The sequence below is a fragment of the Kribbella italica genome (assembly GCF_014205135.1).
Lineage (GTDB): Bacteria > Actinomycetota > Actinomycetes > Propionibacteriales > Kribbellaceae > Kribbella > Kribbella italica.
Genome location: NZ_JACHMY010000001.1, coordinates 6,083,388 through 6,104,234 on the forward strand (window position 1 = coordinate 6,083,388; position 20,847 = coordinate 6,104,234).

At 69.4% G+C, this 20,847-nt stretch carries 19 protein-coding genes; 8 read left to right on the top strand and 11 right to left on the bottom strand.

All coding sequences use genetic code 11. The annotated features are described in order from the left end of the window. Positions 1 to 260 precede the first annotated feature (260 nt). On the top strand, positions 261 to 734 hold the full coding sequence (locus tag HDA39_RS28300; protein ID WP_337925928.1) for a DEAD/DEAH box helicase family protein: 474 nt from the start codon (positions 261 to 263) through the stop codon (positions 732 to 734). Between the two features lie 21 nt (positions 735 to 755). Here the strand turns inward: HDA39_RS28300 and HDA39_RS28305 are convergent, their stop codons facing one another. The 3 genes from HDA39_RS28305 to HDA39_RS28315 are packed head-to-tail and all read right to left on the bottom strand — an operon-like array spanning position 756 to position 4,134. After that, positions 756 to 1,643, bottom strand: a complete 888-nt coding sequence (locus tag HDA39_RS28305; protein WP_184800242.1) for an alpha/beta hydrolase family protein — start codon at positions 1,641 to 1,643, stop codon at positions 756 to 758. 21 nt (positions 1,644 to 1,664) lie between these two features. Further along, positions 1,665 to 2,828, bottom strand: coding sequence for an anhydro-N-acetylmuramic acid kinase (locus tag HDA39_RS28310; protein ID WP_184800244.1), 1,164 nt, complete (start codon positions 2,826 to 2,828; stop codon positions 1,665 to 1,667). A 1-nt stretch (position 2,829) separates the two neighbouring features. Then, positions 2,830 to 4,134, bottom strand: a complete 1,305-nt coding sequence (locus HDA39_RS28315) for an MFS transporter (protein ID WP_184800246.1) — start codon at positions 4,132 to 4,134, stop codon at positions 2,830 to 2,832. A gap of 200 nt (positions 4,135 to 4,334) precedes the next feature. Between HDA39_RS28315 and HDA39_RS28320 the strand changes: the two genes are divergently transcribed. The 7 genes from HDA39_RS28320 (at position 4,335) to HDA39_RS28350 (ending at position 11,857) form a co-directional block, all read left to right on the top strand. Then, entirely contained in the window at positions 4,335 to 5,240 is a 906-nt protein-coding gene (locus HDA39_RS28320) for an endo-beta-N-acetylglucosaminidase H (RefSeq protein ID WP_184800248.1), read from the top strand. A 134-nt stretch (positions 5,241 to 5,374) separates the two neighbouring features. Beyond that, positions 5,375 to 7,234 (top strand): acyl-CoA dehydrogenase C-terminal domain-containing protein, encoded by a 1,860-nt coding sequence (locus HDA39_RS28325; protein ID WP_184800250.1) that lies wholly within the window; start codon positions 5,375 to 5,377, stop codon positions 7,232 to 7,234. A gap of 196 nt (positions 7,235 to 7,430) precedes the next feature. Further along, positions 7,431 to 8,702 (top strand): hypothetical protein, encoded by a 1,272-nt coding sequence (locus HDA39_RS28330; RefSeq protein ID WP_184800252.1) that lies wholly within the window; start codon positions 7,431 to 7,433, stop codon positions 8,700 to 8,702. Further along, complete coding sequence (locus HDA39_RS28335; RefSeq protein WP_184800253.1) at positions 8,699 to 9,361, top strand: hypothetical protein; 663 nt, start codon at positions 8,699 to 8,701, stop codon at positions 9,359 to 9,361. The genes HDA39_RS28330 and HDA39_RS28335 overlap by 4 nt, the downstream gene beginning before the upstream one ends. Next, positions 9,358 to 10,599, top strand: a complete 1,242-nt coding sequence (locus tag HDA39_RS28340) for a hypothetical protein (protein WP_184800255.1) — start codon at positions 9,358 to 9,360, stop codon at positions 10,597 to 10,599. Before HDA39_RS28335 ends, HDA39_RS28340 begins: the two co-directional genes overlap by 4 nt. A gap of 116 nt (positions 10,600 to 10,715) precedes the next feature. Next, positions 10,716 to 11,492 carry a DUF4097 family beta strand repeat-containing protein gene (locus tag HDA39_RS28345; protein ID WP_184800257.1) on the top strand — a complete coding sequence of 259 codons (777 nt, stop codon included), beginning with the start codon at positions 10,716 to 10,718 and terminating at the stop codon, positions 11,490 to 11,492. 119 nt (positions 11,493 to 11,611) lie between these two features. Then, the gene (locus HDA39_RS28350; RefSeq protein ID WP_184800259.1) at positions 11,612 to 11,857 is read left to right on the top strand and encodes a DUF6458 family protein; all 246 of its coding nucleotides are present in this window, start codon (positions 11,612 to 11,614) and stop codon (positions 11,855 to 11,857) included. A gap of 26 nt (positions 11,858 to 11,883) precedes the next feature. Here the strand turns inward: HDA39_RS28350 and HDA39_RS28355 are convergent, their stop codons facing one another. From HDA39_RS28355 to HDA39_RS28390, 8 genes are all read right to left on the bottom strand, one after another. Continuing rightward, a complete protein-coding gene (locus HDA39_RS28355; RefSeq protein ID WP_184800261.1) occupies positions 11,884 to 13,662 on the bottom strand; it encodes an NHL domain-containing thioredoxin family protein in 1,779 nt (592 codons plus the stop codon). 77 nt (positions 13,663 to 13,739) lie between these two features. Beyond that, on the bottom strand, positions 13,740 to 14,174 hold the full coding sequence (locus HDA39_RS28360) for a hypothetical protein (protein ID WP_184800263.1): 435 nt from the start codon (positions 14,172 to 14,174) through the stop codon (positions 13,740 to 13,742). A 63-nt stretch (positions 14,175 to 14,237) separates the two neighbouring features. Beyond that, positions 14,238 to 15,872, bottom strand: coding sequence for a hypothetical protein (locus HDA39_RS28365; protein ID WP_337925929.1), 1,635 nt, complete (start codon positions 15,870 to 15,872; stop codon positions 14,238 to 14,240). Positions 15,873 to 16,008: 136 nt separating this feature from the next. Further along, a complete protein-coding gene (locus HDA39_RS28370; RefSeq protein WP_184800265.1) occupies positions 16,009 to 16,914 on the bottom strand; it encodes a carbohydrate ABC transporter permease in 906 nt (301 codons plus the stop codon). Continuing rightward, positions 16,911 to 17,810: a carbohydrate ABC transporter permease gene (locus HDA39_RS28375; RefSeq protein WP_184800267.1), complete on the bottom strand. Its 900-nt coding sequence runs from the start codon at positions 17,808 to 17,810 to the stop codon at positions 16,911 to 16,913. The genes HDA39_RS28370 and HDA39_RS28375 overlap by 4 nt, the downstream gene beginning before the upstream one ends. 47 nt (positions 17,811 to 17,857) lie before the next feature. Continuing rightward, on the bottom strand, positions 17,858 to 19,135 hold the full coding sequence (locus HDA39_RS28380) for an ABC transporter substrate-binding protein (RefSeq protein ID WP_184800269.1): 1,278 nt from the start codon (positions 19,133 to 19,135) through the stop codon (positions 17,858 to 17,860). 127 nt (positions 19,136 to 19,262) lie between these two features. Further along, complete coding sequence (locus HDA39_RS28385) at positions 19,263 to 20,294, bottom strand: zinc-dependent alcohol dehydrogenase family protein (RefSeq protein ID WP_184800271.1); 1,032 nt, start codon at positions 20,292 to 20,294, stop codon at positions 19,263 to 19,265. Between the two features lie 30 nt (positions 20,295 to 20,324). Continuing rightward, a complete protein-coding gene (locus tag HDA39_RS28390; protein ID WP_184800273.1) occupies positions 20,325 to 20,843 on the bottom strand; it encodes a flavin reductase family protein in 519 nt (172 codons plus the stop codon). Positions 20,844 to 20,847: the final 4 nt, after the last annotated feature.

Below are 20,847 nucleotides of genomic sequence, written 5' to 3' on the forward strand. Positions count from 1 at the left end.
CTCGAAGGTCAACAGGCGAGCCTGCCGCGGCGGGCTCGTACGACGCAGTACCTGCGAACCCGGCCGGCGTCGTCCCCGGACTTCCACCACTCACCAACCTCCCACAACGGCCGCTTTCCAGGGCGCCGCAGGCGGGACCTTCGGTATCTCCGCCGACCTACTGAGTGCTGCAGGTCCGCCGCGGCACCCCAAGCCGAGAGACGACGCGCGGAGGGTAGGCGCGGGCGACGGCTGGTGGCCGGGGTGGGGACAATGGTGGAGTGTCGAGGCTGTTCGTGGTGACCGGAGCGCCGGGGGCGGGCAAGTCCACTGTCGTGCCCGAGCTGCTGCGGCTGAGCGCCGGCGGGCTGGTCGTGATGGACATGGACGAACTGCTCGACGACGACGGTTCGCTGCTGGGGATCACGATCACCGACCCGGCCGCGGCGCCGCACTGGCCGGCGTACAACACGCTCTGGCTGCGGATCACCGAACTGGTTCGCCGCTCGGGCATCCCGGTCCTTCTGCTCGGACCGCTGACACCCAGCCAGCTGCCGGAGGGGCGCTGGCTGCACCTCGACTGCCCGGACGACGTACGGCGAAAGCGGCTGACTGCTCGCGATTGGTCCGCCGACGAGATCGAGGACGCGGTCCGCGACGCGGCCGAGCTCCGCACGCTCGTCCCGCGGTCGGTGCAGGGCGGCGGTACGCCGGAGGAGTCGGCGCGCGAGATTCTGGCCTGGGTCAACGACTAGGCCATTCGAACGCCCGCCAGGTCACGGCGTGGTGCTGAACCAGTCCTCGAGGATCTTTGTGTACGCCGGGCTGATGCCTTCGCGGGAGCGGTCGGGGGTGCCGGGCCAGTGGCCTGTGTCGGGGACTCGGACGCTGGTGACCTGGGTGTTTCCTGCGGTCTGGGCGGCTCGGCGCCAGACTTCGAGGGTTTCGGGGACGGGGAGGTTGGCCTCGTCGGCGCCGTGGATGAGGAGGACCGGGCAGCGGACGGTCGCGTAGAGGGGTTCGGAGTCGAAGTCGATCTCGTGCCAGACCGGGAGGTTCTCGCCGAGGTCGTCTGCGGTGAGACCGACCAGGTCGAACCACGGTTCGTTGGCCTGGCGTTGGAGGAGGTCGATCACCTGGTGGCGGTCGGCGGTGCCTCTGAGGAGGTTGGCCACGGCGTCACGAATTCTGACGGCGTGGCCCACCGCTTGCTCGTCGTACCCAGCGCGTCGGACCGCCTCGGCCGTCGCGTGGCGCATCTGCTCGGCCGGGCTCACGCCGGAACACCCGAGCAGCACCAGGAACGCCGCATCCCGCTCGCGGGCGGCCAGCGCGGCGATCCAAGTCCCCTGGCTCACGCCCCAGAAGCCGATCGGTACGTCGTACTGGCTCTGCAGTACGTCGTACGCCGCCACTGCTCCCGCTGCCTGTACGTCGAAGGGGATGTCCACGTCGTCCCGGTCCCACGGCGCACGCTCGAAACTCAGCACCGCGATCCCCAGCGGCGCGACGGTCTCCGCCAGGTGCTCGAAGATCACCTGCCGGTACGACGAACTGCTCGACCCGTGCAGGGCGACCACCCCACCCCGCACCACCCCATCAGCCGGCACAGTCAGCAACCCGGGCCGACCATCGACCACGATCTCGGAGGAGGAGATGTCCATGCGCCGGATGATCACACGTGGTCAGGTCAGCCGGAGACTCGTCGGGAACGTCGCAGCCGGCGTCTGCGGCAGCCCACCGCGCCCAGGCGTGATCGACCCCAGCACCGACGCATGCCTGGCGCCCGTGCAGCTGGGGACGGTGCCTGCCAGGCCGTGGAGGGTCAAGAAGCCCAGGACGGCGAACGCGTAGGACTCCTTGGCGGGGGATGGCAGGCCCAGGTCGTCGGTGTTGAGGAGGGGGACCTCGCCCAGCTCCCAGGCGAGGCGGTGCATGAGGGCGGGGTTGCGGATGCCGCCGCCGGCGGCGATGACTTCGGTGCCGCCGTGGGACTTGACGGCGTCGGCGACGGTTCGGGCGGTCAGGGCGGTGACGGTGGCGACCACGTCGTCGGGGGCGATCTCGGGGAGGCCCTGCATGCGGTCGGCTAGATAGGCGAGGTGGAAGAGTTCCTTGCCGGTGCTCTTGGGGGCCGGGCGGGCGTAGTACGGCTCGGACAGGAGGCGGTCGAAGAGTTCGGAGTGGACTCGGCCTCGGCCGGCCATCACGCCGTCGGCGTCGAAGGCCAGGCGGCCGGCGGTCAGCTCGCCGACTACGGCGTCGATCAGGGCGTTCGCGGGACCGGTGTCGAAGGCGACGGGATCACCACCAGGCGGTACGACGGTGATGTTCGCGATCCCGCCGAGGTTCAGCGCGACCGGCGTACCGGTTCGGCCGCGCAGCCACAGCACGTCGAACAGGCTGACCAGCGGCGCCCCCTGCCCGCCCGCCGCGACGTCGCGCGACCGCAGGTCCGAGACGACGGTCGTACCGGTCGCCTCCGCGATCCACGCGGGCTGGCCGAGCTGCAACGTCCCCCGCACCACGCCGGAGTCGACCCAGTGGAACACCGTTTGCCCGTGCGACACGATCAGATCCGCGGCACCGCCGCACAACTGCTCGACCGCCTGCGCGGCGACCTCGGCAAATGCCTGCCCGACGCCCGTGTCCAGCTCGGTCACCGCGGCCAGCGAAGTGCTTGCCGGAGGCAACGCGGCGGCCAGCAAGGAACGCAGCGACGGCGAGTACGGCCGGCTCAGCATCCCGAGCGGCTGCAGCACCAGCTCGTCGCCCTCGAACCGCAGGTCCGCCGCCGCGGCGTCGATCGCGTCGTACGACGTCCCGGACATCAACCCAATGACGCGCATGTCAGTCCCGAAGCTCCTTCTGGTGGTCGTCGCCGCGCAGCGTCAGCAACGCGACCACGCTGACCGCGCACGTCACCATCACGTACCACGCGGGGATGTCGATGTTCTTCGTCCGCTTGATCAGCTCGGTGATGATCAGCCCGGCGGACCCGGAGAAGACCGCGTTCGACAACGAGTACGCCAGCCCGAGCCCGGTGTACCGCGCCCGGGTCGTGAACATCTCCGACAGCATCGCCGGCCCGGGCCCGGCCATCAGCCCGACGACCAAGCCGGCCACGAACACCGCGATCCCCTTCGCAGCGTTCGAGGAATCCTTGTCCTGCAGGAGATTCATCAACGGGAACGCCAGTACGACGACCAGCGCGGCCCCCGTCACCATCACCGGCCGCCGGCCGATCTTGTCGCTGATCCACCCCGCCGGCATGATCGACACCGCGAACCCGAGGTTCGCCAGCACGGTCGCGACCAGCGCCTGCTGGAACGTCGCGTTGAGCGTCGACTGCAGGTACGACGGCATCACGACCAAGAACGTGTACCCGGCCGCGGACCAGCCCATCAGCCGACCGATGCCCAGGGCAATCGCTTTCGCGACCTCACCCTTGCCGGCCGGCTCCGGCGGGACCGCGGCAGACTGCACACGCGCGAAGTTCGGCGTCTCGTCCAGCCGCAACCGCAGGAACAACGCCACCAGCCCCAACGGCAGCGCCAGCAGGAACGGCACCCGCCAACCCCAGTCGTGCAAGGCCTCGGTGCTCAGCACGGTCGCCAGGATCGCCGCCAGCCCGGCACCCACCAGCAGCCCGAGCGCGACGGTCAGCGACTGCCAAGCGCCGTACAGACCGCGCTTGTTCCGGGGCGCGAACTCGGTCATGATCGCGACCGCGCCGCCGAACTCACCACCGGCCGACAACCCCTGCAAGGCCCGCACCAGCGTCAGCAACCAGGGCGCCGCGGCCCCGATCGTCGCGTACGTCGGCAGCAGGCCGATCAGCGTGGTGGACAGCGTCATCAGCAGCAGGACCAGGATCAGCGTCGGGCGCCGCCCGATCCGGTCGCCGACCCGGCCGAAGATCGCCGCGCCGATCGGGCGGAAGAAGAACGCCAGCGCGAACGACGCGTAGGTCTTGATCAGACTCTCCGCGTCGCTGGTCGAGGTGCTGCTGAAGAAGTTCGCCGCGATCACCGTGGCGAAGAACCCGTACGCGCCGAACTCGTACCACTCGACGAAGTTGCCGACCGTCCCGGCCACCAGTGACCGGCGGTGCCGCCGTACGTCGACCGTCGGCGTCCCTGCAGAGCTGCTCATCGGGTCCTCTCCGCGCTCGCCCCCGGTAACTTTCCTCCCACTGACACCACCATCTTGGTCCACAAGTTCCCAAATCGCGAGCCCGGTCCCACCGGCACTCACCGCCTGTGTCCGAACCTTGACACAGCTCGCACGGCGCCCGATGATCGGGGAGCTATACCGGTTTATCTCCCTCCGTTCCCGCCCTGAAAGAGGTAGAGATGAAGGACCAGCTCATGCGCCGCCGGACCCTGCTGTCGGCGGCCGCCGTCGCCGGCGCGGCCGTCGCGACCGGCGTCCCCCTGACCGCCGCGGCCGCCGAGTGCAGGCCGCGTGCGAAGAACGGCCCGATCTCGGTCGCGTACGTCGAGGTCAACAACAACAGCATGCTCAACGTCGGCAAGTACACACTGGCCAACGGCGGCGCGCAGGTCTTCGACGTCGCGGTCATCTTCGCGGCGAACATCAACTACGACGGCTCGAAGGCGTACCTGCACTTCAACGAGAACGTCCAGCGCGTGCTCGACAACGTCGCCACCGAGGTCAGGCCCCTGCAGCAGAAGGGAATCAAGGTCCTGCTGTCGATCCTCGGCAACCACCAGGGCGCCGGCTTCGCCAACTTCCCGTCGCAGGCCGCGGCGGACGCCTTCGCCCAGGAACTGGCCGACGCGGTCAACCAGTACGGGCTGGACGGTATCGACTTCGACGACGAGTACGCCGACTACGGCGTCAACGGCACGCCGCAGCCGAACGCCAGCTCGTTCGTCTACCTGGTCCAGGCGTTGCGCCAGAAGCTGCCGAACAAGCTGATCACCCTGTACGACATCGGCCCGGCCGCGGCCCGCCTCAGCTACAACGGCCAGAGCGTGGCGGAGACCTTCAACTACGCCTGGAACCCGTACTACGGCACCTGGTCGGTCCCGCGCGGCCCGAGCGCGAAGTCCAAGCTCTCCCCCGCCGCGGTCCACATCAACGTCTCGTCCAACGCGGCGAGCCTGGCCACCCGGACCAAGACCGAGGGCTACGGGGTCTTCCTCACCTACGACCTCGGCGCCGGCAACGCGAGCAGCTACATCTCCGGTTTCACCAACCCGCTGTACGGCAGCAACGCGGTCTACACGGCGTAGAAGCCCCGCAGGACCCCGATCGGCCACCAAGGAACCCTCCTTGGTGGCCGATGTCGCTTTGCCTTCGTTACTGGCGGGTATATACTCGAAGTTACTCGTGGGTAAAGCGAAGCGAAGAGGTTAGGGGAACCCCTGTGAGCCACTACAAGTCGAATCTGCGCGACATCGAGTTCAACCTGCTCGAGGTACTGGGCCGCGGCGACGTGCTCGGGCAGGGCCCGTACGCCGAGATGGACGTCGAGACCGCCCGGGACGTGCTGGCGCAGGTCGACCGGCTGGCCAAGAACGAGCTGGCCGCGTCCTTCGAGGACTCCGACCGCAACCCTCCGGTCTACGACCCCGCGACCCACGACGTCCGGATGCCGGAGTCGTTCACCAAGAGCTTCCACGCCTACATGGACGCCGAGTGGTGGCGCCTCGAGCTCCCGCCGGAGCTGGGCGGCCAGCCGACGCCGCCCTCGCTGCGCTGGGCCGCGGCCGAGATGGTGCTCGGGTCCAACCCCGCTGTGCACATCTACGCCGCCGGGCCGAACTTCGCGCACGTGCTCTGGCGCAACGGCACGGACCGCGACAAGTTGATCGCTCAGCACATGATCGACCGCGGCTGGGGTGCGACGATGGTGCTGACCGAGCCGGACGCCGGCTCCGACGTCGGCGCCGGGCGCAGCAAGGCCACGCTGCAGGACGACGGCACCTGGCACATCGAGGGCGTCAAGCGGTTCATCACCTCGGGCGAGCACGACATGACCGAGAACATCGTGCACCTGGTGCTGGCCCGCCCGCAGGGCATCGACGGCGTCGGCGGTCCGGGCACGAAGGGGCTGAGCCTGTTCGTCGTCCCGAAGTTCGACTTCGACCTGGAGACCGGCGAGCTGACCGGGGAGCGCAACGGCGCCTTCGTCACGAACGTCGAGAAGAAGATGGGCATCAAGGTCTCCACCACCTGTGAGATCACCTTCGGCGAGAACATCCCGGCCAAGGGCTACCTGCTCGGCGAGGTGCACGACGGCATCGCGCAGATGTTCCAGGTGATCGAGTACGCCCGGATGATGGTCGGCACCAAGGCCATTGCGACCCTGTCGACCGGCTACCTGAACGCGCTGGAGTACGCCAAGGAGCGGGTCCAGGGCGCCGACCTGACCAACGCCGCCAAGACCGCGCCGCGGGTCACCATCACCCACCACCCCGACGTACGGCGCTCGCTGCTGACGCAGAAGTCGTACGCCGAGGCGCTGCGCGCGCTGGTGCTGTTCACCGCGACCTACCAGGACCGCGCCGAGCAGGCCCGGTACGCCGGGGAGCACGACGAGCTGGCCGAGCGGGTCAACGACCTGCTGCTGCCGCTGGTCAAGGGCTACGGCTCGGAGAAGTCCTGGACGCTGCTCGGCACCGAGTCGCTGCAGACCTTCGGCGGCTCCGGCTTCCTGCAGGACTACCCGATCGAGCAGTACGTCCGGGACGCCAAGATCGACACCCTGTACGAGGGCACCACGGCGATCCAGGGCCAGGACCTGTTCTTCCGCAAGATCATCAAGGACCAGGGCCAGGCGCTCGGTCACCTGGCCGAGCAGATCCAGGCCTTCGTCGCCTCCGAGGCCGGCAACGGCCGCCTGAAGGAGGAGCGCGGCCTGCTGGCCAAGGGCCTCGAGGACACCAACAAGATCCTCGGCGTGATGGGCCAGGCGCTGATGGCGAGCAACCCGCAGGCCGAGAACGGCGACCCGCGCAACATCTACAAGGTCGGCCTGAACACCTCGCGGCTGCTCTACGTGCTCGGCGACGTGGTCTGCTCCTGGCTGATGCTGCGGCAGGCCGAGGTCGCGCTCGAGCGGCTCGGCGGCGAGCTGTCGCCGGCCGACCAGGACTTCTACACCGGCAAGGTCGCCGCCGCGCAGTGGTTCGTCCGCTCCACGATGCCGACCGTGCGCGCCGAGCGGGTCAAGGCCGAGCTGGTCGACCTCGACGTGATGGATCTGCCCGAGTCGGCCTTCTGAACCGAACGGCCGGGGCAGATCCCGGTCTGCCCTGGTGAGTCCCGCCCGGCTGTAGCAACGTTTTCGCCCTGAGTAACTGACGTCCCTGGCTCGGTCTCCCCTGTCCCGGCCAGGGGCGTCACCTCCTCGGAACCGGACGCCACCGGTTCGCGTCAGTGCAGGCGTGAAGGCATCCCGTCGTCGTAAGGTGAGCGCGATGTCCGCCCGTTTCCGCGCCCTGGCCGCGCTGCTCGCCGTCCTGGCGTTCGTTCCGGCCGGTACGGCGCACGCCGCCCCGCCCGACCTCTCGGACCAGATCGCCGCTGCCTGGCGGACGGACCGGATCTTCGTCGACCCCGCGCTGCGCGTGGGCTTCCCGAAGGCCGAGCTGGACCGGATCCGGACCGCCTCGGCGGCCTCCGGCCTTCCGGTGTACGTCGCGCTGCTGCCGAGGACGCCGTCCGTGCGCAAGATCTACTTCGACATGCCGACGCTGCTCCAGGCACGCGTCGGTCAGCCGGGGCTGTACGTGGTCTGGACCGTGACGGACGACTACTGGAGTGGCAGCGAGGAGCTGTTCCGGCCCGCCGGGCTGCAGGGCCGCGACCTGACCAGCGTGCAACTGGACGACAAGCAGGACAACGACCTGGTCAAGGACCGGCCGGCGCCGAAGATCGTCCGCACGATCCAGCAGGCGGCCACGGCGTACGACGGCCGCGCGCTGCCCGCGATCCCGGCGAGCGACCTGGAAGAGCCCTACACGCCGCGGCGAGGCCTCTCGACCACCGACAAGGAGGACCGGTCGGTCTTCGTCGGGATGGGGGTCGGCGGACTGATCGGGTTCCTGCTCGTGCTGATCCTGGTGCTGCGCAGCCGCGGGAAGGCCGCGCGGTCCACCAGCAAGGCCAAGCCGAAGCCGGGCCGGACCTCTGCCAAGCAGTCTCTGCCGGCCGCCGAGATCACCCTGCGCAGCGTGCGGACCCAGGCCAACCGCTGGATCTCCAAGGCCGATCGCACGCTGAAGAACCTGGAGAAGCGGCGGGAACTGACTCCCCTGCAGCTCGACCAGCGCGACGACGCCCGGCTCCGTCTGGACGCCGCGCGGACGCTGCGCAAGGCCGAGCCCGACGAGCTGCTCGCCAACGCCGGCGCCCTGGTGCTGGCCAGGCAGGCCAATCAAGTGGCCAGCAGCAACGACCTGCTGCGGCCGTGCTTCTTCGACCCGACTCACCCGTCCGGAACCAGTACGGCGGCCTGGTCGGACGACACCGAGGTGCCCGCCTGCCGGACCTGCGCGCAGACGGTCAGCCGCGGCGAGACGCCGTACGGGTTCCGCGTGACGCCGGAGGCGGGGCTGCTCGGCGGCGCTCGCGGAGCGGAGCCGTACTGGACGCTCGACGCGGAGAACCCGATGGTCGCGACCGGCTTCGGCGCGCTGTCGGACGACCTCGCCGAACGGGTCGAGCGGGTCTACGGGAGTGTCCGATGATCCGCCGGGCGGGCTTGCTGCTGCTCGCGGTCGCCGCGCTGGCTCTGGGTTTGCCGGTGAACGCCTGGAGCGTCCCGGCCGATCCTCGGATCACCGCGGCCGTGACCGCCTGGAAGGACCAGCCGGTGTACGTCGACCCGCAGTACGCCGAAGAGGTCGACGCGGCGCAGGTCGAGAAGATGGTCGCCCGCATCGCGACGTCGCCGGTGCCGGTGTTCGTGGCCGTCGTACCGAGCGGAGCCTGGTTCCAGGAGAAGGGCGACGAAGCGCTGCTGGCCGGCTGGATGGCGGCGGCGAACGGCAAGCCCGGGATGTACCTGGTGATCGGCGACAGCGTCACCACCGGGGTCGACCACCTGGTCAAGGCCTCCGGACCGGGACGCGTCTACGGGACGTCGGCCAAGGATCCGTCGGCGCAGGTCATCGAGTACGTGGACAAGATCAGGCTGAGCGAGCGGTACGAGGCCGAGCCGGCCCGGACGACGCCGCTGCCGCCGCGGGAGGAACGGCGCTCGGAGCCCGAGCGGTTCACCGTGGGCAAGGCGATCGGCAACGGCCTGGGCGGCGCGATGCTCGGTCTGATGGGCGGCGCGGTGCTGGCCGGAGTGGTGCTGGGAGTGGCGGCTCTGGTCGCCCGACGAGGTGGAGGTCGGTCGTGAAGGCCAGGTACGTGTTGACGGCAGTCGTGGCGGTGGTGCTCTCGCTGGCCGCCGTACCGGCTGGAGCCCTGACCACCCAGACACCGGCCGAGCGGGCGCGTGAGATCGCGACCGCGCTGGCCAAGGACCCGTTGTACGTCGACCCGGCGTACAAGAGTGGGCTGCCGGAGAACCTGCGGAGCGACCTCAAGGCGAAGGCGTCGGCGCTGGGCTTCGCGACGTACACGATCATCCTGCCGCTGACGCCGAGCGACGCGTTCCAGGGCAAGGAGACGAACGTCCTCACGCTGGTGATGGACGCGCTGAAGAAGCCCGGCCTGTACGTCGTGGTGGACGGCGGGCAGCGGTTCCCGTACTTCAAGGTGCAGGACCTGCCGCAGTTCGGCGAGGACAACGACCAGCTGAACAACGCGCGGTCGCACGCGCTGGAGGACACCGGGTACGACGCCGGGCCGACCGAGACTGTCGCGAAGTTCTACGAGTTGCTGGCGGGGCCGCCGCTCGGACCGGTCGAGACACGGAAGCCGGTGCGGAAGCCGGCGTCGTCTGACTCCGGCTCCGATTCCGAGGACGGCGGCGCGCCGGTGTTCCTGATCGTGATGGGGTCGATCGCGGCACTGGTGCTGCTCGGGCTGGTGATCGGGCTGCGCGGGCGTCGGCCGGTACGGCGGGAGAAGGCGTTCAGCATTCCGCCGCACGTCGCGCAGACCGTTGCCGCCGAGCGGCGCCGGCGGTTGACCCGGGAGACGACGGCCGAGCTGACCACGCTCGGGTCGGAGCTCGCCGCGCTGCCGTCGACGGCTGGTCAGGGGCTGGAGCATCAGCAGGCCGCGCTCGACGCGCACCACGCGGCCGGCAAGGTGCTGGACTCGTCGCGGGACCTGGTGGATCTGGTCGGCGCGATGGTGCTGCTGGACCAGGCCCGGCGCGAGTACGACCAGGCGGTGGCGATCTCCGAGGATCGCAAGGTGGTCGTCGTACCGGGGCTGTGTGCGTTCAATCCCTTGCACGGAAGGGCTTCCGGGCGACTCACGCAGGTCGAGAGCGACGGGACGACGGTGGCGTTGCCGTTGTGCGCGGAGTGCCGGCGAGCGCTGAAGTCCGGTACGGCGCCGAAGTCGCTGCCCGGGGAGGACGGGCCGTACTGGCACGGGGACGACCTGTGGGCTCGGACGTTCTTCGGGAACCTCACCGACGATCTGCCCGCTGCGGTGATGCGGGGTCAGCACAAGTCCTGAGTGCTCCCTGAGGGGGTGTTCAGGGGTTGGTGGGGGTTGGCGCCTGATCCAGCGGGCCGTCGTACGGACCTACTGTCGACACGACGGTTCGGGGCGGGACGAGGATTGGACGGACGATGGCTGACGTCAAGCAGGTCGGTGCTTTGCTGCTGGTGACCGGGATCGGCCTGGCCTTCTGGACGTGGGGTGACCGGCAGGCCGACGACTCCGCGCAGGTGGGCGAGCGGATCTCCACCGTGCAGCTGGACTCGCCGAACTCCGACATCGAGGTGAAGGTCGGCGACGGCTCCGAGACGACCGTGCAGGTGAAGCGCAACTACTGGCTGCTGAAGCGCGACGACGGGTTCTCGGTCGACGGGGACACGCTCAAGCTCGACGGCGACTGCGGCTGGCAGTGCCGGGCCGACTACGTCGTGACCGTGCCGCGCGGGACGAAGATCACCGGCGACAACGGCAGCGGCGACCTCCAGCTCAGCGGGATCGGTGCGGTCGACCTGAAGTCGCGCTCGGGCGAGATCGAGCTCTCGGACGTCGCGGGCGACGTGAAGCTGGACCTGACGTCGGGGGACGTCAAGGTCGACCGGCTGAGCGGGCGGTTCGACGTACAGTCCACGTCGGGCGACATCGAGGCGCGGGGGCTGAAGGGTGGCGCGGTGAACGTCCGGACGACGTCGGGCGACCTGACGCTGGACCTGGTCGAGGCCAACGACGTGACCGCGGACGTGACGAGCGGCGACATCGAGGTGAACGCGCCGAGCGGTGCGTACCGGGTCGAGACCGACACCCGCTCCGGCGAGGTCGAGAACGGCCTGGGCGACGCGATGCAGGCCGACCACACCATCCGCGCGAAGACGGTCTCCGGGGACGTCGAGCTCACCGCCCACGGGTCCTGAGGTTTGCCGCCGGGTACCTGGCCTTCGCAAGTGGCGTGATCGACACCCTTTGCTGATGGATTCCGCCCTCGGGCCGGAGTAGCTTCAAAGGTGTCGAACGACTTCACGAGGAGGCTCGGATGAGCATCGGTGTGGGGATCTTCCTGATGGTGGTGGGCGCGATCCTCGCGTTCGCCGTCCGCGACTCCTGGGACGCGGTCGACCTGACCGTCGTCGGTTACATCTTCCTGCTCGCCGGAGCACTCGGCATCGTGCTGAGTTTCTACATCACCAACCGGCGCCGGCGCGTCCCGAACGAGTCCCTCGACCCCGCGGTCGAGGAGGAGTACCGAGTCGTCGAAGAACACCGCGACGTCAAGGAGTAGGACTCTCGCAGACCGGCGGGTCGCGTTCAGTTGCCGCCGGAGAGGACCAACTGGAGGCGGGCCGGTCCGTCAGCACTGACGACGACCGGCACGCCCCAGTCCTGCCGGTGCATGTGGCAAGCAGGGAACTCGACAGCTGACGAGTCGTCACAAGAAGCAGCCTGTACGGCGACGTGCAGCACCCCGTCGCCCACCCGCTCGTCGATCACCAACCGCCGCGTGAGGTCGGTCGTGTCACCGGCCCCTTCGCGCAGCAGGCTCTCCGGCGTCGACGACACCAGCAACCGCGTCGACGGCCCGTACCGGTCGTCCAGCTTCTGCCCCGGCGGCGGCGTGAACACCACCTCCAGCGTCACCTCGCCCCCGGCGATCTCCATCGGCGGCCGCTGGGTCCGCGTGCTGAACTCGTCCACCTGCGCGGACGCACCCAGCGGTACCCGCGTCAGGCGGTGCGCCGCCGACTCCACCACGAGCAGTTCGTTGCCCACGACAACCGCACCGCTGGGTTCGGCCAGACCGGTCGCCATCGTCTCGACGAGGTTCTGGCGTCCGTCGTACCGGCGTACGGCGCCGTTGTAGGTGTCGAGGACCGCGACCGAACCGTCCGGCAGCGCGGTCACCCCGAGCGGGTGCTGCAGCAACGCCTCCTCGGCCTTCCCGTCGCGCAGCCCGAAGTCGAACAGCCCGGTCCCGACCGCGGTGTGCACCTCGTCGTCGACCCACCGCAGCGCGGAGATCTCCGAGTCCGCGAGCCACAACCGGTCCCCGTCGGCCGCGAGCCCGCTGGTCTGCGCGAACCACGCCTCCTTCAGCGCGCCGTCCCGCAGCCCCTCGTTGGTCGTCCCCGCGGCGACCTCGGTCACGCCGGTCAGCGGGTCGAAGGTCCACAGCTGATGCACGCCGGCCATCGCGATCCAGACCTTGCCGTCCCACCACGCCACGTCCCACGGCGAGCTGAGGACGCCGGTCCCGTCGCCGTCCATCCACTGCTTGCCGGTCCCGACGAGCGTCCGGGTCTCGCCGGTGCTCGTGGTGATCCCGCGCAGCGCGTGGTTGACGGTGTCGGCCACGACCACGTCGTACCCGACCTTGTCGGCGACCTCGTCCGGGAGGAGGGTCAGCCCGTTCGGCTCGGAGAATGTCGCGGTGCCGGGCCCGCCGTCCTGGAAGCCCCTGGTCTTGCTGCCGAACCGCCGTACGACGGTCTGTGCGTCCTCCGCCAGCTCGACGACGCTGTGGTTCCCGGCGTCCGCCACCAAGAACCCGTTGCCCTTCGCAATCACCTTCGCCGGGAACCGCAACTCGGTCGGCTCCGCCACCGGCGCCACGTACGGCGACTTCCCGCGCGTCAGCGTCCCCTTCTGCTCGTGCTCGGCGATCAGCTCCTCGAGCAATGCGTCGAGCGCGTGTGCGTGCCCCTCGCCGGAGTACTGCGCGACGATGTACCCGTTGGGGTCGACGAGCACGAGCGTCGGCCAGGCCCGGGCCGTGTAGTTCTGCCAGGTCACCAGCTCCGGGTCGTCCAGCACCGGGTGCCCTACCTCGTACCGCTCAACAGCCGCCTTGACGGCCGCCTCTTCCCCCTCATGGGCGAACTTCGGCGAGTGCACCCCCACGATCACCAGCGCGTCGCCGTACTTCTCCTCCACCGGCCGCAACTCGTCCAGCACGTGCAGGCAGTTCACGCAGCAGAACGTCCAGAAATCCAGCAGCAAGAACCGCCCCCGAAAGTCCGCAAGCCGAAGCTCCGACCCCCCGGTGTTCAACCATCCCCGACCCTTGAGCTCCGGCGCGCGCACATGCATGCGTCCATCATCCGCCCCGGCTCAATCGCGCCGCCGAGAGCCTCCCACCACCCGAGACGCGCGCGCCGTGTGGCTGCTCACCTGAGTCGGCGTAGGCCTGGGTTGCCTTCGCCCTTAAGCCAGGCGGTGAACTGCTCCTGCTCGTACGGCGGCATCGGCCAGCTGGCGGGCTCGACCCAGACGACCGTGCCGAATCCGCAGACTCGGGGGCCTTCGTACATGCGGAGGATCTCGCCCGGGCTGACTCCGCGCCAGGCGGGCAGGTGGTCGGGGATGGTCGGGACCAGGACCGCGCGAGCGGTCTCTCCCGGCTGGATGTCTGTCGTCGAGAACCCCAGGACCGGGCCCGCTGTCTGCTCGCCGGCGCCCCAGGTGGGTATTCCCCAGTTCGGGCGGTAGGTGAAGCGGTCCGTGGGTGCGCAGCCGCCTTTCAGCGCCGACTCCCGTCCGCCCTCCCCCACCGGGACAAGCTGAAGCTCAACACCGATCGCCAACGTGCCGACTGCTTCCATACCCGCAGCGTTCCATATCAGCCCCCGCAGCACCTCCAGCAGGGCCGCTCACCGGACCTCCATCTACCTCGGGAGGACGAGGGTGTCGGTCAGGAGCTTGGTGGTTTTGCGGAGGGTAGGGGCTGACGAGGCCAGGTCCGCGGCGAGGGCGTGGGGGGTGAGGGGTTCGCCGGGGCCTACCAGGCGGTGGTGGTGGGCGAGGTGCCAGACGATTGCCCTGGGCCACGTCGAGAGGCGGGCCTTGGTGAGGAGGTCGGGGGCTTCGCGGACCAGGCGTTCGGCGATTTCGAAGGCGTCGGTGGCGTAGGCGATGCCCAGGGTCTCGCCGGCCAGGAGCCAGGCGTGGGGGGCGAGGACCGAGAGGGTCGCGGCCTGGGACTTGTCGAGGCCGTCCAGGTCGGGGCGGGGTGGGGAGCCGAGGCCGGAGAGGGTGCGGTAGGCCTCGTCGAGGTCGGTGCTGGTCTCGTCGAGGAAGACTCGTTCGCCGGAGACCGAGCCGATGGGTTCGTCCAGGGCGGCGGCTTCCAGGGCCGGGGTCCAGACGTCGACGGCGTCGACGGCCTCCTCGACGGCGTCCAGGTCGAGTTGGGTGCGGTCGCCGGCGAAGGCCAGCCAGGCCTTGACGACGAGCGGGACGTGGCCGAAGTAGGTGCTGTCGGCAAGGACCTTGCGGGGCAGCCAGTTGGCCAGGAAGAGCTCGACCAGGATGGCGCTGACGCGCAGCGGGCCCCCCACCGTGCGGTCGACGGCGTGGTCGATCCACAGGCGGGCGATGTCGCCGGCGTCGCCCGGCAGGCCCACGGCGTACGACGACTCGAGGAACTCCTCGACCAGCTGCTCGCGCTGACGCGGCGACTGCGAGGGGCGGATCGGCGGCCGGACCGGGCGTTCGGGCAGTTGGGTGAGACGGTTGACCAGCAGACCGGAGAAGAACTCGAAGTCCTCGGTGACCGGCGGCTCGTCGTGGTCGTGGGTGTGACCGAGCGCCTGCAGGATGATCCCCGCGGCGGTCGCCGGGCGGACCGTGCGCACGGTGACCCGCCCGCCGCGCTGGTAGGCCTCGACGACCCGGTCGACCGGTGGGCCGACGAAGACGTCCTTGGCGATCGCGCCGAGGTTGTTGTCGACGAAGACCACCAGCGTGTGCGGGTGGCGGTCGTCGTCGTAGTCCAGTACGACGCTCAGCCCGTCGCCGGTGACGTCCTCGGAGACGATCGCGCTGGTCAGCCGGAAGCCCGCGATCCGCGCGACCCAGTCGGGCACGTCGTACTGCGTGCGGCCGCGGGACAGGTGCGCGCGTTGCAGCGGGAGCCGGCCGGCCGGGCCGACCGTGCGGGCCAGACTCGTCAACAGGACAAAGGAATCCACGTCCCGGCGTTCGCCGAGGACGCGGGCGGCGTCGGCCCAGAAGAAGCGTTCGACCTCGCCGATCTCGTCGGGACGCCCGGCCGGCCAGAGCTGGTCGGCGAGCAGGGCGGCGGACCGGGCCACCGAGGCTTCGGCGATCACCGGGTGCAGGGCGGGCGGCGCCGCGGCCAGGTCGAGCAGCAAGGTTTCCTGCAGGGTGTCCAGCACAGCGACGCTCGGCGTGGTGTCGGCGTCGTCGACACCCGCCGGGGGCGGGGGATTCGGTCCGGGAGTGGAGCCGACCAGCCGCAGGTGGCTGCCGCGTCCGTCCCGGTCTCGTGACTTGGTCACCTTGGCGAGATTACCGCCGAAGCGCACCCGCCCGCAGGGCAGTGCGCGAGTCCTGTGGACAACCTTTACGACACGCCGTCACTTAAGTACTACGGCCCGTGGCTCCACGCGGGAACCACGGGCCTCCGAAACCGGATCAGCCCTTCAGCGCACCGGCCATCAGCCCACCGATGAACCACCGGCCGAGCACGATGTAGACCAGCAGCGTCGGGAACGACGTGATCAGCGCGCCCGCCATCGAGGCGGCGTAGTCGACCTTCTGCCCGCCGGACAGCGCCGCCAGCCCGAGGGTGACCGGCCCGTTGTTCTGCTGGGTCAGGAACAGCGCGAACAGGAAGTCGTTCCAGACCGAGGTGAACTGCCAGATCAGCGTGACCACGAACCCGGAGATCGAGATCGGCAGGATGATCCGCGCGTAGGTCTGGATCAGCCCCGCGCCGTCCACCCGGGCCGACTCGATGATCTCCATCGGGACCACGGTCGCGTAGTAGTTGCGGAAGATCAGCGTGCAGATCGGGATGCCGTAGATGACGTGGGTGATCAGCAGCGTCGGGATCCCGCGGGTGACGTCCAGCTCCTGGTAGGTCTGCCGCAGCGGCAGCATCACGGCCTGGTACGGGATGAACATGCCGAACAGGATGAACGCGAACACCAGGTTCGCCCCGGGGAAGCGCCACCGGGCCAGCACGAACCCGTTCGCGGAGCCGATCAGCGACGCGATGATCGCGGCCGGTACGGCGAGCGTGAGCGAGCGGACCATGTACGGCTGCAGCACGTCCCAGGCCTTGCGCCAGGGCTCGAGCGTCCAGGTCTCCGGCAGCGACCACTGCGCCGCGGCGGTGGTGTCCTGGGAGGTCTTGAAGCTGGTGATCAGTACGACGTACACCGGCGTCAGCACGAACAGCAGGAAGAGCAGCAGCAGGATGTAGCGCACGGTCCGGCTGGTGCGGGTCGAGCCGTCGCTGACCGCGTTGCGCCGCGGCTTGTTGCTGACGGCCGCCGCGGCCTTGCCGGTCGCCTGACTGGCCTCGACGACACTCATTCTTCGCTCTCCTGCCGGACGGTGTACGCGACGTACGGAATGACGAGGACGGCGACGACGGCGAGCAGCACGATCGCGATCGCGGCCGCCTTGGCCATGTCGCTGCGGAGCAGGGTGTTCCACATGTAGACCGACGGCACTTCGGTCCGGAACTGATTCGGTCCGGTGATCGCGTAGATCAGGTCGAACAGCTTCAGCGACATGTGGCCGAGGATGATCAGCGCGGACAGCGCGATCGGCGACAGCTGCGGGAACAGCACGTACCGGTAGAGCTTGAACTCCGACGCGCCGTCCACCCGGGCCGCCTCGCGCAGCTCCGGCGGGATCCCGCGGAAGCCGGCCAGGAACAGCGCCATGATGTAGCCGGACAGCTGCCAGACCGCCGGCAGCGCGATCGAGGCCATCGTGGTCCAGCGCGATCCCGCCGTCCACCAGGGGTTCTCGAGGAAGTTCAGGTGCAGGATCGAGAACAGCCGGTTCAGGCCGCGCGCGTCGTCGCCCTGGGACGGGTTCAGCAACCAGCCCCAGACGACGCCGGACGCGATCATCGACACCGCCATCGGGAACAGGAAGACCGAGCGGAAGATGCCTTCGCCCGGGACGCCCTTCTCCAGCAGCAGGGCCCAGAGCAGGCCGAAGATCAGCGTGCCCACGATGAACGCCACCGTGAGCACGCCGAGGTTCTTCAGCGAGTTGAGGAACCGTTCCTCACCGAACAGGTTGACGTAGTTCTCGAAACCGACGTGGTTCGTCGGCACCGGCCGGGCGTTGTGCTTGTCCGTCAGCGACGTGTTGAACGTCCAGGCGATCAGCCCGTAGACGAAGTACCCGAGCAGCAGGACCGTGGGCAGCAGTACCAGTGCCCCTGGTCCCCAGGTACGGATCCTTCCGTGCATGAGACTCAGGACTCCGAATCGTTGGTCGGCCGGTGGAGAGGGTTAGGTCAGTTCGGCTTGGCGGCCGCGACGAGTGCCTTCTGCAGTACGCCGACGTCCATACCGCTGCTGAACTGGCCCATCGCCGACAGGATCGAGTCGTTCTGGCCGAGCGTGCACGCGGCACCGTGGGCGCAGGACGGGACGATCTTGTTGGCCTTCCAGTCGGCCATCGCGGCCTGCTGGTACTTCGGGTAGTCGGTCACGACGGCGTCGGAACGCGCCGGGATCGAGCCCTTCTTGGTGTTGAACGCCTTCTGGCCCTCGGCCGAACCGACGACCTTCAGCCAGCACTTGGCGCCTTCCGGGGTCTGCCCGTTGGTCGGCAGCGTGAAGGAGTCGGCCAGGTACTGGAAGTTGCCCGCCGTGCCGGGAGCCGGCCAGTAGGTGTACGCCGAGTCCGGTACCTTGTCGGCCAGCTGCTGCGCGGCGACCCAGTCACCCATCACCGTGTACGCCGCCTGGCCCTTGTTCACGTACTGCAGCGCGTCCGGCCAGTCGATCGCCTCGCGGTCGGCGTTGCTGAACGACAGGATCTTCTTGAACTTCTCCAGCGCGGCGGTGACGTCGGCGCCGGCCATGTCGGTCTGACCGTTCCACAGGCCGGTGAACTTGTCCGGGCCGAGCTCGGCGAGCAGCACGACCTCCATCACCATCTCCTCGGCGAAGCCCTTGGAGGTGGCCAGCGGGGCCTTGACCCCGGCCGCCTTCAGCTTCTCCATGTCGGCGATCCAGGCGTCGACCGAGGCCGGGGCCTTGGTGGCGTCGAGGTTCGCCTTCTTCAGCACCGCCGGGCTGGTCCAGACGACGTTGGCGCGGTGCACGTTGGCCGGCACCGAGTAGATCTTGCCGTCGACGGTCAGGTTGTCGATCAGGCTCTGCGGGAAGGCCTTGTCCAGGCCGAACTCCTTGTAGAGGTCGCTGACGTCGTCGACCTGACCGTTCTTGATGTAGTCGCCCAGCTCGGCTCCGGCGTGCGCCTGGAAGGTCGCCGGCGGCTTGCCCGCGGCCAGGTCGTTCGCCAGCACCTGCTTGGCGTTCGAGCCGGCACCACCGGCGACGGCCGAGTTCACGAACTTGAAGTCCTTGCACTCGGTCCCGAACGTCGAGACCAGGCCGTCGAGCCCGGCCTTCTCGCCGCCGTCGGCCCACCAGGTGAAGACGGTGACGTCCTTGCTCGCCGACGAGTCCCCGCTGCCACCGTCGTCGCTGTTCCCGCAGGCACTGACCGCGAGAAGACCCGCGGCACCCAGCACCGCCACGGTCTTGCTCCAACCACCACGCATTTTCTGTCTCCGATCAGTTCGTGGAGGGCCCCTTGACGGGCCAACTCTGGGCACCAGCGTCCGGGGGTGTCAACGTTCCGCCCCAGCACGTTGTGCACATGTGACACCTTTTGTGTGGATTTGTCGATCAGGGCCACAGGAGGGTCTTGATCGCGCGCCGATCGTGCATCGCAAGGTAGCCCTCGGCCACCTCGGCCAGCGGCAACTGCTGGTCGAACACGCGTCCCGGTTCGATCTCGCCCGCCAGGACGGCGGTCATCAGCTCCGGCAGGTACGCGCGCACCGGCGCGACCCCACCGGCCAGCCCGACGTTCTTGCTGAACATCCGGCGGATCGGGACTTCCACGCCGTGCGGTACGCCGACGAACCCGACCGTCGCCCCGGCCCGCGCGATGTCGAACGCGGTCCGGAACGACTGGTCGGTCCCGACACACTCCAGCACGGCGTCCGCGCCGACTCCGTCGGTCAGCTCCAGGACGGCGGTCTTCGCGTCGTCGCCGCGCTCGGCGATGATGTGCGTGGCGCCGAAGGACTTCGCGAGTTTCTGCCGCGACTCATGCCGCGACAGGGCAACAACTTTCTCGGCCCCCATCCGGACCGCCGCCAGTACGCCGCACAGCCCGACCGCGCCGTCGCCGACCACCACGACGGTGTCGCCGGCTTTCACCCGCGCCGACCGGGCCGCGTGCCAGCCGGTGCCCATCACGTCGGACAGCGTCAGCAGCGACGGGATCAGCTTGTCGTCCGGGACCTCGGGCGTCGCGACGAGCGTGCCGTCGGCGTACGGGACCTTGGCGTACTCGCCCTGGCCACCATCGGCCCGGTCGCTGCCGATCCCGACGATGTGCTGGCAAACGGACTGGTACCCGGCCAGGCAGTTCGGGCAGGTGCCGTCGCTGGCCACGAACGGGGTGACGACGAAGTCGCCCGGCTTCACGGTCCGGACGTCGGCGCCGACCTCCTCGACGATGCCGACGTACTCGTGCCCGATCCGGCTGCCCGGCTTGATCTTGTTCTCACCCCGGTACGACCACAGGTCGGACCCGCAGATGCACCCGGCAACGATCTTGATCACCGCGTCCGTCGGGTCGACGATCACCGGGTCCGGGACCTCGCTGAGCCGGACGTCGAACGGGGCGTGGATCGTGGTGGCTCGCATGCTCGCAGCATAAGCCTGATGGTTGAAGATTCAGATGACGGTGTACCGGCCGCGACGGTGGACCAGCGGCGGGACGTCGTCGGCGAGCAGTTCGACGTGTTCGATCGCGAGCTGCACCTGCAGGGACCAGCCAGCCTCGGGTGGGTCCTCACTCACTAGCCGGCAGCCGGCCCAGGTGCTGACGCCGACCGGGGCCGGGCCCCAGGAGGTGTCGGTCCACTCGAGCATGCGGAACGGCCCGCCGGGCGCGGGAGCGACGTACCCGAAGGCGTCGGCGAGCTGCTGGTGCGGTCCGCCGAGCAGGCTGACCACGGCGGTCTTTGCCTGACGCAACGTTTCCCACAGGTCGGAGTCGGGGTCGAGCAGTCCGACCACGACGCCGGGATCGCCGTCGCCGACGATCATCGAGGAGACCGTCAGCCCGGCGCGCTTCCCGGCGTACTCCGAGGTCCACAATCCGACCGGTGAGGCGAGCCGCCCGCGGAAGCGGCGGACCGGACTCCGGTCGCCTTCCGCGGGCAGGAACGGGTGGTCCCCGTGGATGGTCATGGAG